The sequence below is a fragment of the Bacillus sp. sid0103 genome, assembly GCF_019219025.1.
On sequence record NZ_JAHUWN010000014.1, the window covers coordinates 32,734 to 46,981 of the forward strand.

Here is a 14,248-nt window from a genome sequence, read left to right on the forward strand (position 1 = left end):
GAAATGAATCGTTTTGAAAAAACGTTTACTGCAATAAAAGAAAAGAATACGAAAGCGTTTGTTCCCTACATAATGGCAGGGGATGGCGGGTTGGAATGTTTGGTTGAGCGCTTAAAACTTTTAGAAAAATTTGGTGCAACTGCAATTGAAGTGGGGGTGCCTTTTTCTGACCCTGTTGCTGATGGACCTACCATCCAACGGGCGGGGATAAGAGCTCTTGAAAATGGAACAACCCTAAAGAACATTATTACAGAACTTGGTAAAGCGCGAATGGAAGTGAATGTTCCAATCCTGCTTATGACATATTTAAATCCAATTTATTGCTATGGAATCAATGAATTTGTCCATGATATTCGAAATGCTGGTGTAGATGGATGTATTATTCCTGATTTGCCATTAGAAGAAGAGGGAATTATAATATCACAACTAGAGGAAGCGGGCATAGAATTGATTCGACTTGTAACACTCACGACACCGATGGAGCGTATTAAAACTATTGCAAGTAAGGGCAAGGGATTTTTGTACACCGTAACGATTAAGGGGATTACAGGAGCGAGAAATGAATATGATGAAGAGTTAAATCAATTTTTACAGGATGTAAAAGCTTCAAGCCCCATTCCTGTCTTGGCTGGCTTCGGAATTTCAAATCAAGAACAAATATCTGACATAACAAAATACTGTGATGGAGTGATCGTAGGAAGTAAAATTGTTGATCTTTTTCACAATGGAAACCTAGATGAGATGGAAAAGTTAATGTCTGTATTTAAACTAAAATCAAAAATTGTATAAGTAAAAAAGTCTGCTCATCACTTTGTGAGTAGACTTTTTTAGTAAATAGTACTTATTGAAAGCAAGGGATATATCTTGTATAATATGTCTATACTTTAGTAGGAAAATTATTTTCCTTATCCGTTAACATTTTTAGAACTTCCCTTGGTGGAAGTTTTGTTTGTTTTTAATAGATATTCTAACTTTTGGCTGTGTTAAAGGTTATTGTTGCTATTTTAGCTATGGTGATTAGAGCGGAAAACAAAGCGCCTGGAGCGCAAATCTACATTCAATCTTAACACAGCCTCATATTTAATAATGGAGAACTTTTACAAGGAGCGTAAATGATATGAAAGAAATGACGGTCGAAGAACTATTTACGATTAAGAACCCAATTGTCATTGATATACGCTCACCGATTGAGTTTAATGATGGGGCAATTCCAGGAGCGATCAATGTTCCCTTGTTTACAGATGAGGAACGGAAAGTGATTGGTACAATTTATAAACAAGTAGGACCGGCAGATGCTAAATGGAAAGCAATGGAAATTGTATCTCCTAAAATTCCATTTCTCCTTCAAACGATAAAGAATTACCTCTCCAATGATTCGGAACTTATTATCCATTGCTGGCGCGGTGGGATGAGAAGTAAAGCAGTGGTTACCTTTTTAGAGTTTGCAGGAATTTATGCTTATCGATTAGTAGGAGGATATAAAGAATACCGCCACTATATTCTTGAACATTTACCATCAATGCTTCCTGACAAAGCAGTCATCCTTCATGGACTAACCGGGGTTGGGAAAACAGCGGTCTTAAAGATTTTGAAAAATAGGTGTTATCCTATTTTGGACCTTGAAGAGATGGCGGGGCATCGCGGTTCAATTTTCGGGACGATTGGCTTAGGTGACGGCCATAATCAAAAAACATTTGACTCCTTATTGTTTAAAGGGTTTCAAGAAATAAAAGGTGCACAATACTTTCTAGTTGAAGCGGAAAGTAAGAGAATTGGAAAAGCAGTCCAATCAGAGGAACTAATGGCTAAAAAAATGAAGGGTGTGAATATAAACATCAATACCCCAATTGAACACAGAATCGCTCATTTAGTTGCTGAATATGTAATTCCCTATCAGGATGAGCCATGGTATTATGATAAGATTTCTGATGGAGTAGAAAAGGTGTTAAGACGAATTAAAGATGTTGATATTACAAATTCACTTAACCAAACGTTAAATGACCAAAATTATACAGATATGATTCGTATTTTACTTGAACAATACTATGATCCCCGTTATGACCACGCAAAACAAGAGTATGAAGGGGAGTTCTTTGAGGTTTTCGCTGATAATCCACAGGAAGCAGCAGACAAAATTGTCGCAAAACTAACTGAATTATCCTTCTATCCGAATGTGTTATTAGAAAATAAATTTAAAATATGACGAAAATAAAAAACCGCTGAATCGTTTCAGCGGTTTTTTCATATTAACGTTTTTTAAATGGTTTTAAGCCACGACGTTTGATTTCATCTTTTAAAATCTTAATCCATTCTTTTTCCTTGTCTGATTTTAATGCATCCCGATACGAAACAACCAATTGCTCATTACTCATAATTTTCATACTTTTGAATGCCTCCTCAAGAAAATGGATTGAATATTCAGTTTTTATAATTGTAATGGTTTTTAGTTCATTTGAGAACCCAAAATTTATAAAATTTTAAAATAGTTCACATAAACTTAATGTAAATAGCTTTTGAAAGAAAACATGATATTGTTGCGCACTATTACCTATATTGATTATACTAGAAATTGGACAAAGAAGGAAAGGAACGGTGGCAACAATGATTCATCTATCATGGCGTGATCGGGAAACAATTAAGAAAATTAAATGCGTTCATACCGATGCAAAAAAATATCTTGTCAATAATGCCTTAACTGCTGGGAAAATTTATGATGTAAAAAATGAAACAGAAGAATTTTATTACATTATTGATAATACAGGAAAAGTAGGCGGCTTTTACAAAGAATATTTTCAAGATGCATAGAAAATAGAGGACTGTAGAGCATAGCCTACAGTCTTTTCTTATGGAAAAGGGAGCATGGATCATGACTAAATTGTGGAACGACCTATTTTCGTTACAAGGGGAAACAGTAAAATTAATGCCAATCAGCATGGACCACTTAGACGGTTTGTGGGAAGCGGCCATACCGGATGAAATCTGGACTTATATGGCTACAAAGGTCCGCTCAAAAGATGAAATGGAACATATGATAAACGCAGCTATTAAAGCAAGAGAAAAGGGTACTGAATATACCTTTACAGTGGTCGACAACGAAAATAAGATAATTGGCAGCACGCGATTCTTGGACATTCTTCCACGCCATAATAGTGCAGAAATTGGTTCGACGTGGTATCACCCGGCTGTATGGCGGACAAGTGTAAATACAGAATGTAAGTTCCTTCTTCTAAAGCATGCTTTTGATGTTTGGAACCTTACTCGTGTCCAATTAAAAACTGATTCTCGAAATATAAGATCACAGCAGGCCATAGCTAGAATTGGTGCAGTGAAAGAAGGAGAATTACGGAAGGATCGGATTATTTCTGATGGATACGTAAGGAATACGGTCTTTTTTAGTATCCTTAGTGATGAATGGAAGGACGTAAGCATTCAATTAAAAATGAAATTGCAGAAATGAAAAAAATGTCTGGTTTTGCCAGGCATTTTTTTCAATATTTACACTATCTCGCATTTGGAAATACTCTGCGGATCATATCGGAAAACTCGTCCATAAAACCTGAAATCGGGCGTCCATTTCGGATATCCCTGGAATAAGAATTCATGCGGTTATAAAAATCAGGGTTAACAGAAATATAAACGTTATCAATGTCTTTATCAACAGATTTGACTGCTCGAGCAATTTTATCTTTAATATCTGAAGTCAATTCATTTCGAGATGAACGGTCCAGTTTAGCCGCAACATAAGCATTATTATCGTTAACAATTACGACTGCATCGTCGACTTCGACTAAGTTGATTACCTTATCAACTGCTCGATCAGCTAATCTTGTGTTGGTTTGATTGTTATTACGTACATTTGTAATAGTGTTATCATTTCTGTTGCGGTCTAATTCCGGATCACTTGTATCAGCGCTTGAAATCGCAGGTCCAACTTGATGGGGACTCTTATCATTTACACGTGTTATTTCAGTTGCATTTCGTTGGCCGGTTGCTACATCATTATTGATATCATTCCATGCACAACCACTTAAATAAAGACTTGAAATTAGGGCGACAATTATGTAAAAGCTATTTTTCATGTTGAATAACACTCCTTTGTCAATACTACAAAATTAGGTTTCCATGATTGTAAAAAAACTATCCTAAACATTCATAATGGATCATAATAAAGAGAAATATGTAATGACATTTGTACTAGGAGGGTAAACGTTGATTTATTTCTTGGTTGGATTGGGCGGGGTTGCTGGCAGTTTGTGCCGCTATTTATTATCCGCTATGGCTGTTGAGATATGGGGAAAGGACTTTCCGTATGGAACACTTACGATAAATTTAACAGGTGCTTTTTTGCTGGGCTTTATAACAAACCAATTTAGTGGTTCTAATAAACTTCATCCTTATTTATATACTGCTCTCACCACTGGTGTCATTGGTTCTTATACAACATTTTCAACATTTTGCTTAGAAACAGTTCATTTACTTGAAACAGGAAAATACATCTTTGGCTTACTTTATGTAGGTGTTAGTTTTTTTGGAGGTCTATTAGTAGTTAGAGCTGGAATGACACTTAGTGAACGAGCTAAACGATTGAGGCGCGTGTTATGAATGAGATAGTAGTTATTTCAATAGGAGGGTTCATCGGTGCGATTAACCGTTTTGTTATTAGTAAAAAGATACAAAATAGCGAGGGTTTTCCAATCGGTACCTTGACTGTGAATTTAATGGGTGCATTCCTTTTGGGAATGATCTTTGGTTTGGAAGTGAAGGGAACCCTGTATTCTTTGTTGGGAATTGGGTTTATGGGGGCATTTACGACTTTCTCTACCTTAATGCTAGAAGCAGTAAAACTAAAACAGGAAGAAAAGAAAAAGCTTTATTACAGTTACTTACTAAGCAGTTACATTTTAGGAATCATGCTTACTATCATTGGTTTATGGTTAGGAAGAGCTATATAAAAAGAAGCGTCCTGCGGGCGCTTCTTTTGTGGAGATTATTTTTGTTTTACTTGCACTTTTGGTGTTTTATTAGTTTGATAAAGGCTTTTGCTAATTAGTGTTTGAATAATTAGGAACGTACCGCCAACTACCCAATAGAGAGGAAGCGCTGCTGGTGCGTTAAAAGAAAACATAACAATCATCAACGGTGAAAGTAATCCCATATATTTCATTTGGTCTTGCTGCGCAGACGGCATGTTGGACTGGGAAACTTTGAACTGGAAGTAGTAAATAACTCCAGCAATAATGGTAATAAAAATGTCTGGATTTCCAAGACTAAACCACAAAAACTCGTGTGTTTTAATTTCCTCTGAACCACGAATTGCATAATAAAAACCAGTTAGAATCGGCATTTGGATGAGTAATGGTAAACAGCCCATATTTAATGGATTTACCCCATGCTTCTTATAAAGCCCCATCATTTCTGCTTGAAGTTCTTGCTTTTTCTTTGGATCCTTTTCAGTTTTCATCTTTGCCTGAATAACATCCATTTCAGGTTTTAAGACATCCATCTTTTGCTTCATAGCCATTTGATTTTTATACTGTCTTAACATAAGCGGCATTAAGGCAAGCCTGATAATCAGTGTTACAAGAATGATTGACAAACCATAGTTACCATTAAAGAGCTCCGCTAAATAATGGATAAAGGTTGAAAATGGATCGACAAAATACGTATGGAATAATCCAGTATTGTTACCACCTGTATTGTTGCCACTCTGGGCTTGAGATGAACAGGCAGATAATAATAACGTAGTTACAGCTAGCATTGCGATAATAATGAATGAAGATCTTTTTGTTTTCATATTTCCTCCTAGTATGTTGTAAATATAATTAGTAAGCAAAAAGGGAGGAAACAGGTTCTTCAGAATCATCCTGAGAATATTCTTTTCTACGAAAATATATAACAATTCTTTTTAGAATATAGCTTCCACTTAAACAACTTTTCTTGAGGTATAGAACCAATGGGTGAATAATATTTGTCCCTGCCGGATCAGATAGGGAGCCAACAAAAGAATATTCAACACTCCATGCCCATAATAATTTTAAGGTAATTCCTAAAAAGATACTGACGTAAAGAGCATTAAGGGCATTTATATCTGAATTATCAATAAGCAATTGAAACAAAAATTATCACCTCACTTAAATGTCAATGATATGAGTATATAGGAGATATGGTAAAGAATCAATTTTATATTTGGCATAATGGCATAATTTGAAGACATTACTAATTAGACCAATAAATATGATTAATGCATGATTAATGTTGAGCAGCTTTCCTTATTTAAAAAACACTGATTCATTTGAATCAGTGTTGGATTGGTGCTTTCCATTGCGCAGTTATCATTTTATGAGCAAACTCCACATTTTCCTCAGTTGGCGGCTCCACAGCTTTGAGTGGATATTCATGTCCGAGTGCTTCCCATTTATAAACACCAAGTTTATGGTATGGAAGAATCTCAATCTTTTGGACGTTTTTAAGGGTACCAATAAACTCTCCAAGGTGTTTTAAATCTTCAGGATTATCTGTTACCGATGGGACAAGAACATGGCGTACCCATATTGGTACCTGATGGTCAGATAGGAACGTAGCAAATTCGAGAATATGATCATTGGCCATCCCGGTCAATTTAATATGCTTTTTCCGATTAATATGCTTCAAATCCAAAAGCACCAAGTTCGTATACTGGAGTAGTTCTTCAAGTTGATCGATAAAAAGTTTTGAGTGGGAAAAACAACCGCCAGAAGAATCAATGGTAGTATGGATCCCTTTCTTTTTACATTCCTTAAACAATTCAGTTAGGAAAGGAATTTGCAAGAGTGGCTCACCGCCACTTACTGTAATCCCGCCGCCAGATGCCTGAATGAAAGGCAGGTAAGACATAAGATCATCCATGATGTCGGAAACAGTCATTTCTTTACCGCTGCCAATTTCCCATGTATCTGCATTATGGCAAAATTGGCAGCGCAAAAGGCAGCCTTGTGTAAATATGACATATCGAATCCCTGGGCCATCGACAGTCCCTAATGTTTCGATTGAATGAATATTTCCGTTCATGATGATGATCCCCCTTGGTTAATAGGTGGCCCGCAGCAAGAGAGGGCCACCGTTAATATTAAAGTGATTCGTGGAATGTACGATTTATAACGTCTAATTGCTGTTCTTTTGTTAATTTAATAAAGTTAACGGCATAACCAGAGACACGGATTGTTAATTGTGGATATAGCTCTGGGTGCTCCATTGCATCAATTAATGTTTCTCGATTAAAGACGTTAACATTTAAGTGATGTCCTGCTTTGATAGCATATCCATCAAGGATGGATACTAAGTTGCGTACTTGGCTTTCCTCTTCTTTACCTAATGCTTTAGGCACGATGGAGAAGGTATTTGAGATTCCATCCATTGCATAACTGTATGGAAGCTTTGCAACAGAAGATAGGGAAGCTAATGTTCCTTTTGTGTCACGTCCGTGCATTGGGTTTGCCCCTGGTGCAAATGGTTCTCCCATCCGGCGTCCATCAGGTGTATTACCTGTTTTCTTTCCGTAAACCACATTGGACGTTATGGTTAAGATTGAAAGTGTGTGAACAGAGTCCCGATATGTTTGGTGTTTACGAAGCTTTTTCATAAAGTTTTTAAGAACTTCAACGGCAATGGCATCGACGCGGTCATCATTGTTTCCGTATTTAGGGTAGTCACCAGTTGTTTCAAAATCAACGGCCAGACCATTTTCATCACGGACTACCTTAACTTCGCCGTATTTAATCGCACTAAGTGAATCAGCAACAACGGATAGACCAGCAATACCAGTTGCCATGGTTCGAAGTATCTTCGTATCATGTAATGCCATTTCAATTCTTTCATAACTATATTTATCGTGCATATAGTGAATTACATTTAAGGTGTTAATATATAGACCTGCCAGCCATTCCATCATTAAATCAAATTTTTGCATCACTTCTTCATAATTTAATACGTCAGAAGTAATTGGCTGATATTGTGGTCCCACTTGAATTTTTAATTTTTCATCAACGCCGCCATTAATAGAGTAAAGAAGCGTTTTAGCTAGGTTTGCACGAGCTCCAAAGAACTGCATCTGTTTACCAATTTCCATTGCTGATACACAGCAGGCAATTCCATAGTCATCGCCATATTCTGGACGCATAATATCGTCGTTTTCATATTGAATTGAGCTCGTTTTGATAGACATTTTCGCACAATATTTTTTAAAGTTCTCTGGTAGCTGCGGTGACCATAATACTGTTAAGTTTGGTTCTGGAGCAGCACCGAGAGTATCTAATGTATGAAGGAAACGGAAAGAGTTTTTCGTAACAAGTGAACGGCCATCATTTGCAATACCGCCAATTGATTCTGTTACCCATGTAGGGTCACCACTGAATAACTCATTATAATCTGGTGTGCGAGCAAATTTAACGAGACGCAGCTTCATAATAAAGTGGTCAACGATTTCTTGTACTTCTTCTTCCGTTAATGTACCGTTTTGTATGTCTCTTTCAACATAAATATCTAAGAATGTTGACACACGACCAAGACTCATTGCCGCCCCATTTTGTTCCTTAATCGCAGCTAAGTAGCCAAAGTACACAAATTGGAATGCTTCAGCAGCATTTTTTGCTGGCTGGCTAATATCAAAACCATAGCTGTTTGCCATTTCCTTCAGTTCTTTTAAAGCTCGAATTTGTTCAGCCAGCTCCTCGCGTAGACGCATATTATCTTCTGTCATTACCTTGCTTGTATTCTTTTGATCTTTTTGCTTCTCTTGGATTAAGAAATCAACACCGTATAGGGCAACCCGACGATAATCCCCAATAATTCGGCCGCGCCCATAAGCATCAGGCAGGCCGGTAATAATAGCAGCTTTACGTGCGAGCATCATTTCATCTGTATAGGCATCGAAAACACCTTGGTTGTGAGTTTTACGAAACTCAGTAAAAATCCTTTCAATTTCAGGGTTTAATTGGTAGCCGTAGGCTTCACAGGCCGCTTTCGCCATACGAATTCCACCAAGTGGCTGCATAGAACGATTAAATGGTTTATCGGTTTGTACCCCAACAATTTTTTCAAGTTCTTCATTAAGGTATCCGGGGCCATGTGAAGTGATTGTAGATACGGTTTCTGTGTCCATATCCAACACGCCGCCCTTTTCACGCTCTTGTTTGGTTAATTCCATTACCTGTTCCCATAGTTTAGTAGTCGCATCTGTCGGGCCTGCTAAAAAGGATTCATCCTCTTCAAAAGGAGTATAGTTTTTAAGGATAAAATCGCGAACGTTAACTTCTTTAGACCATGCACCTTTTGTAAATCCATTCCATTGTTCCATCATATTTCACCTCATATTTTTTTTTAAACTATATAACAGTTTTGGTGTTTCGTTTATGAGTTGAGTATAACAGATTCATTGTGAAAAAAGGCACGCATATTAGTAACTAATTGTTAAGATATTGTGACGGTTGAAATAAAGGTATTTATAAAGGGATTTCTTAAACTTGATTTATGACAGAAAAGTGAACAAATTTGAAGTCTGTACTATAATTAAATGGTGAAAAATAAAAACTGTTATATAAGAAAAACAAGAATGTCTAATCCCTTAAAAACTTTTCAAATAAAAAAACAGGAGAAAAGTCTCCTGCATTAATTAACAACAATATAAGCGATCATTGGGCCGTTGGTTGTTCGATCAGAATGCACTTCGCAAATTAATCGATATGTTCCCTTTTTATTAAACTGGAGTGGCACAACCGTTTCTTGCCCTTTTTTTACAATCCCTTTAATTTTCGTTCCTTCTATATAAAAAGGATGCTTTTCACCGTTAATCCCGCTGATAAATAATCTAACTTTTTCGCCTTTTTCTACTAAGACTGTACCGGGATCCCAGCGGTAAGCCTCTATTTCTTTTCCATTTTTCATTTTCGTACTAAATTCAGCAGTAACCATGTGAATTTCGCGAATATCGCCAGTTACCTGCTGATTAAAGACAGTTATATCCCCAGCTTTCAACATGAACCATGCTGACAGGGAAAAAAGTACAACCCCTATAGCAACAAAAAATAGGAGCGTTTCCTTTTTAAAGACTAAAAATTTCATTTGCTACCCCCTCATAAAATTGTCCTACTTTATTCTTATGCTGATTGGGTGAGTAAACTTGTCTATTTTTTCTGCATTTTAATCAATTTTAATAAAATCGCTTGAAGCTTAATCATTCCATAATGGTTGAACATTAAAAAAAATGTCTACAATGATTTGTAACACCATGCAAAGTGATGATATTTTTCTTTGTTTTTCTTATAGAAAAGTTTATAGTAAAAACAGGAAGTACATCTAAGGATTTAGGAAGTTAGATGTATCTTAAGGAATCAGCAAATAATTAGGTGGTTAGCTTGTTGGGGATTAAAAAAGAAAGTGTATTAAAGACTGTAAAATTTGTTTTCCCGTTGTTCCTATTAATCTTTGCTATTATCGAAATGAAAAAATTTACGCAAAACTTAAATATGCACTTACTTAAGGAAGAGTTGAGCCATCTTAATATTTGGCTTCTTCTCATTATTTTAAGCATTACCTTTATCGCTGTTTTACCGATGTTGTTTTATGATGTGATATTAGTGCGGATCTTAAAATTGAAGGTCCCAACTAAAGATTTATTGGAACAATCATTTATTGCTAATTCGTTTTCAAACCTAATTGGCTTTGGTGGAATAATCGGTGCGATGTTAAGAACGTATTTCTTCCATAAATATGAACAGGACAAACGAAAGCTTCTTGGAGTAATTGCTTCTGTTTCGTTATTCTACTTAACAGGTATTTCAGTGCTTTCATGGATTGTTACAATCCATTACCGTAGCTTTCCTTTGTTTGTTGATACAAAATGGCTCTATTTTGCAGTGGTAGGTGTTGGTTTATATTTACCACTCTTTTTAATCATACATATGTTTAATTCAAAAAAAGGCAGTCGATCACTCGTAAGTACCGAAAGTACTTTGAAGCTAATTTTAGTATCGATAATCGAATGGTTGGCAGTATTTTTGGCGATTTTGATTTTATGCAGGATTTTAGGAATTTCTATTTCTGCAGAAACGCTTTTTCCTGTTTATATAGTAGCTGCGTGTGCCGGTATCATTAGTATGATACCTGGCGGTTTAGGTTCCTTTGATTTAGTGTTTATTTGGGGGATGCAAGATTTATTTATTCCGGAAGAGAAAGTCCTTGTTCTATTACTTTTTTATCGGATTGGCTACTACTTTGTTCCGTTTTTAATAAGCTTAGTTTTCTTTGTTAAACTTTATTGGGAAAAATGGAACCAAACTTGGAATGATCTTCCTAAAGCCGTTCTTCAAGGATTAAGTCATGTAATGTTAACAATGCTTGTTTTTCTATCTGGATTAATCCTACTTTTATCTGCTAGTGTGCCAGGAATTATGTCCCGGTTGAAGGTAGCGCAAGAACTTTTATCATTTCCAATCATTAACGTATCGCACCAATTATCGGTGGCAACTGGATTTTTATTATTAGGATTATCGCGAGGAATCGAATATAGCGTGAAGAGGGCTTATGAGTTATCGATGTTCGCCCTAATTCTGGCCGCGCTCTTCTCTATTTTTAAGGGGATTGATTATGAAGAAGCGATTTTTTTAATTATCGTCGCCTTGTTGCTAAGGATGTCAAAAGGTCAATTTTATCGAGAGAGTTATGTGCTGACCTGGGGAAAAACAATCTTTGATATTACGATTATTCTTTTAATTACATCAATGTATCTCGTGATTGGTTATTTGAACTTGCCAATTTCTAAAATAGAAATACCACAAAAACTTTTGCCGTATGTAATTGTTGATTATCGCGATTTATTTACTAGTGCAGCAATTGGGCTTGTTATCGCTTTATTCATTCTCTTGTTTGGTTATTTAATCAGTTTACCAAAGAATTGGATTTTAGAGCGATCCGTTAACCGAGAGAAAGAAATTATCGTACATTTATCTAAGTATTCAGGTAAGGCGTTATCACACTTAATATTTTTACATGACAAATACATCTTCTGGAACAGCAAAAGAAATGTTTTAATTTCTTTTCAAAAATATGCGGACAAGTTAGTGATCCTAGGAGATCCCATTGGGGAAAAGGAGGAATTATCAAATGCAGTAGAGGAATTTCAGGAAATAGCCGATTTACATGGCTATACACCTATTTTTTATCAAGTAAGTGATAATATGCTTCCATATCTCCATGGACATGGCTTTGCTTTTTTTAAATTAGGCGAAGAAGCGTTTGTGGATTTAGAAAAATTCTCCTTATCAGGGAATAAAATGAAAGGGTTACGAGCATTAAGAAATAAATTTGTCCGTGAAAACTATTCTTATGAGGTAGTCAGCCCGCCTCATTCCAGTGAGCTCTTGGAAGAATTAAGAGATATATCAAATGAATGGCTTCAAGGGAGAGAAGAGAAAGGTTTTTCATTAGGTTTCTTTTCGGAAGATTATTTAAATAAAGCACCCATTGCAATCGTTAAAGATGAAAATAACCAGATACTTGGCTTTATGAATATCATGCATGTGGATGATGACTTTCAAACTATTTCTGTGGATTTAATAAGATTTAGACCAGAAGTATCATCAGGTACAGTGGATTATCTTTTCCTTTGTTTATTTGATTGGGCCAAAGAACATGGGTATAATCGTTTCAATATGGGAATGGCCCCATTGGCTAATGTGGGACTGTCAAGATTCTCTTTTTTAAGCGAAAAAATTGCAGCACAAATATTCCTTCATGGCCATTTTTTTTACCACTTCCAGGGTTTGCGAAAATTCAAAGAAAAGTATACAAATATATGGGAACCTAGATACTTGGCTTATCGAAGGAAATCTTCATTACCATTAATTATGGCGCAAATTACTTTACTCATCTCGAAAAAAAGAAACTAGACCTAAAACCGGCTGGTGAGATATCTGCCGGTTTTTTTATTCCATAAAGTCACTAGATAATAGATAACTTCCAATTGAAACTATTATTTTGCTATATAATCTGTTAATATGAAATAGGAAATAATGTAAAAGTTGGGTGTTATATAATGAAAAAATTTGTATCCGTTATCATCGTTTTCCTACTGCTTTCTTCAAACCATTTAACTACCTTTGCTGCTAAAAATGGACAACTAGACTTAAAAAGTAAAGGTGCTGTTCTTTTAGATTCTGATACAGGTGCAGTTCTTTATGCAAAAAATGCAGATAAAAAAATGTACCCTGCCAGTTTAACCAAAATAGCTACTGCGATATATGCAATAGAAAATGGCAATCTTAATAGTATGGTTACGGTTAGTGCCAATGCGGTAAGACAAGATGGCACAAGGGTTTATTTGGATGAAGGAGAAAAAGTTCCTTTAAAGCAATTGATTCAAGGAATGCTTGTTAATTCAGGTAATGACGCAGCTGTAGCCATTGCAGAACACATTGACGGGAGCGTCGAACAGTTTTCGGTCAATTTGAATGCCTATTTAAAATCAACGATTGGTGTTCATCATACCCATTTTATTAATCCCAATGGTTTGTTTGATAAGAATCATTTTACAACTGCAATGGATATGGGGCTCATAACTAATTATGCAATCAAGAATCCTGTCTTCGCTGAAATCTTTGGGACAAAAGTGCTTAAGTGGAAGGGGAAATCATGGAAAACGACCATCCTAACCCACCACCGCATGCTAAAAGGGGAGTTGGCATACCCGGGAGTAACAGGAGGTAAAACGGGGTATACCAGTGAAGCGAAACAAACGCTTTCTACTACGGCTGCCAATTCGAAAATAAGGCTAACTGCAGTTGTTTTAAACTCTGTCCAACAAAGAGATAAGTATGATGATACAGCTCGATTGTTTGATTACGGGTTTAAAAACTTTCAACATGGAACCTTAATGCAAGGACAAATTTTCAAATTAGCCAATAAGGAATACTTCCCTGCAACGAATACTCTAATTACAGAATCGGTAAAAGGGAGTACGAGAGTGTTAAATAATGAGGGAATACTATTGATTAAAAATATTAGTAATGGACAAGTTCTCCAGTTAGTTCCACTTAAATACAAGGAACCTGCACCTGAGAAAGTATTTGTCAAAAGTGAATCAGCTGTTAAAAAGGGAGAAAAAGATAAGAATTTAACTCATGTAAACGCCATATATGGGGTCATTTTTATTGCTTTAGCCGGGATTATTGTTGGTGTAAGAAAGAAATTCATTAGAAAATTTTAAACACAAAATAAG

The 14,248-nt window shown here is 36.0% G+C and carries 15 protein-coding genes; 8 read left to right on the forward strand and 7 right to left on the reverse strand.

Annotated elements, in window-relative coordinates; translation table 11 throughout:
• Positions 1-3 precede the first annotated feature (3 nt).
• Entirely contained in the window at positions 4-789 is a 786-nt protein-coding gene (gene trpA, locus KW850_RS16315) for a tryptophan synthase subunit alpha (RefSeq protein WP_218348643.1), read from the forward strand.
• 328 nt (positions 790-1,117) lie between these two features.
• A complete protein-coding gene (mnmH, locus tag KW850_RS16320; RefSeq protein ID WP_218348644.1) occupies positions 1,118-2,203 on the forward strand; it encodes a tRNA 2-selenouridine(34) synthase MnmH in 1,086 nt (361 codons plus the stop codon).
• 43 nt (positions 2,204-2,246) lie between these two features.
• On the opposite strand, the gene sda is transcribed toward mnmH, so the two are convergent.
• On the reverse strand, positions 2,247-2,381 hold the full coding sequence (sda, locus tag KW850_RS16325; RefSeq protein WP_218348645.1) for a sporulation histidine kinase inhibitor Sda: 135 nt from the start codon (positions 2,379-2,381) through the stop codon (positions 2,247-2,249).
• A 220-nt stretch (positions 2,382-2,601) separates the two neighbouring features.
• On the opposite strand from sda, the gene KW850_RS16330 reads away from it, so the two are divergent.
• The gene (locus tag KW850_RS16330) at positions 2,602-2,805 is read left to right on the forward strand and encodes a DUF6501 family protein (protein ID WP_218348758.1); all 204 of its coding nucleotides are present in this window, start codon (positions 2,602-2,604) and stop codon (positions 2,803-2,805) included.
• 61 nt (positions 2,806-2,866) lie between these two features.
• Positions 2,867-3,457, forward strand: a complete 591-nt coding sequence (locus tag KW850_RS16335; protein WP_218348646.1) for a GNAT family N-acetyltransferase — start codon at positions 2,867-2,869, stop codon at positions 3,455-3,457.
• A 43-nt stretch (positions 3,458-3,500) separates the two neighbouring features.
• Here the strand turns inward: KW850_RS16335 and KW850_RS16340 are convergent, their stop codons facing one another.
• The gene (locus KW850_RS16340; protein WP_218348647.1) at positions 3,501-4,079 is read right to left on the reverse strand and encodes a YhcN/YlaJ family sporulation lipoprotein; all 579 of its coding nucleotides are present in this window, start codon (positions 4,077-4,079) and stop codon (positions 3,501-3,503) included.
• Between the two features lie 130 nt (positions 4,080-4,209).
• On the opposite strand from KW850_RS16340, the gene crcB reads away from it, so the two are divergent.
• Complete coding sequence (gene crcB, locus KW850_RS16345; RefSeq protein ID WP_218348648.1) at positions 4,210-4,602, forward strand: fluoride efflux transporter CrcB; 393 nt, start codon at positions 4,210-4,212, stop codon at positions 4,600-4,602.
• Positions 4,599-4,952 carry a fluoride efflux transporter FluC gene (locus KW850_RS16350; RefSeq protein ID WP_218348649.1) on the forward strand — a complete coding sequence of 118 codons (354 nt, stop codon included), beginning with the start codon at positions 4,599-4,601 and terminating at the stop codon, positions 4,950-4,952. The genes crcB and KW850_RS16350 overlap by 4 nt, the downstream gene beginning before the upstream one ends.
• Positions 4,953-4,987: 35 nt before the next feature.
• Here the strand turns inward: KW850_RS16350 and yidC are convergent, their stop codons facing one another.
• From yidC to KW850_RS16375, 5 genes are all read right to left on the reverse strand, one after another.
• Positions 4,988-5,794, reverse strand: a complete 807-nt coding sequence (gene yidC / locus KW850_RS16355; RefSeq protein WP_218348650.1) for a membrane protein insertase YidC — start codon at positions 5,792-5,794, stop codon at positions 4,988-4,990.
• A gap of 28 nt (positions 5,795-5,822) precedes the next feature.
• On the reverse strand, positions 5,823-6,116 hold the full coding sequence (locus KW850_RS16360; protein WP_218348651.1) for a hypothetical protein: 294 nt from the start codon (positions 6,114-6,116) through the stop codon (positions 5,823-5,825).
• Between the two features lie 181 nt (positions 6,117-6,297).
• Positions 6,298-7,050: a pyruvate formate-lyase-activating protein gene (gene pflA / locus KW850_RS16365; protein WP_218348759.1), complete on the reverse strand. Its 753-nt coding sequence runs from the start codon at positions 7,048-7,050 to the stop codon at positions 6,298-6,300.
• A gap of 55 nt (positions 7,051-7,105) precedes the next feature.
• Positions 7,106-9,331, reverse strand: coding sequence for a formate C-acetyltransferase (gene pflB, locus KW850_RS16370; RefSeq protein WP_218348760.1), 2,226 nt, complete (start codon positions 9,329-9,331; stop codon positions 7,106-7,108).
• 311 nt (positions 9,332-9,642) lie between these two features.
• On the reverse strand, positions 9,643-10,095 hold the full coding sequence (locus KW850_RS16375; RefSeq protein WP_218348652.1) for a cupredoxin domain-containing protein: 453 nt from the start codon (positions 10,093-10,095) through the stop codon (positions 9,643-9,645).
• Between the two features lie 296 nt (positions 10,096-10,391).
• Between KW850_RS16375 and mprF the strand changes: the two genes are divergently transcribed.
• On the forward strand, positions 10,392-12,920 hold the full coding sequence (gene mprF / locus KW850_RS16380) for a bifunctional lysylphosphatidylglycerol flippase/synthetase MprF (protein WP_256358293.1): 2,529 nt from the start codon (positions 10,392-10,394) through the stop codon (positions 12,918-12,920).
• A gap of 146 nt (positions 12,921-13,066) precedes the next feature.
• The gene (locus tag KW850_RS16385) at positions 13,067-14,236 is read left to right on the forward strand and encodes a D-alanyl-D-alanine carboxypeptidase family protein (RefSeq protein ID WP_218348654.1); all 1,170 of its coding nucleotides are present in this window, start codon (positions 13,067-13,069) and stop codon (positions 14,234-14,236) included.
• Positions 14,237-14,248 lie beyond the last annotated feature (12 nt).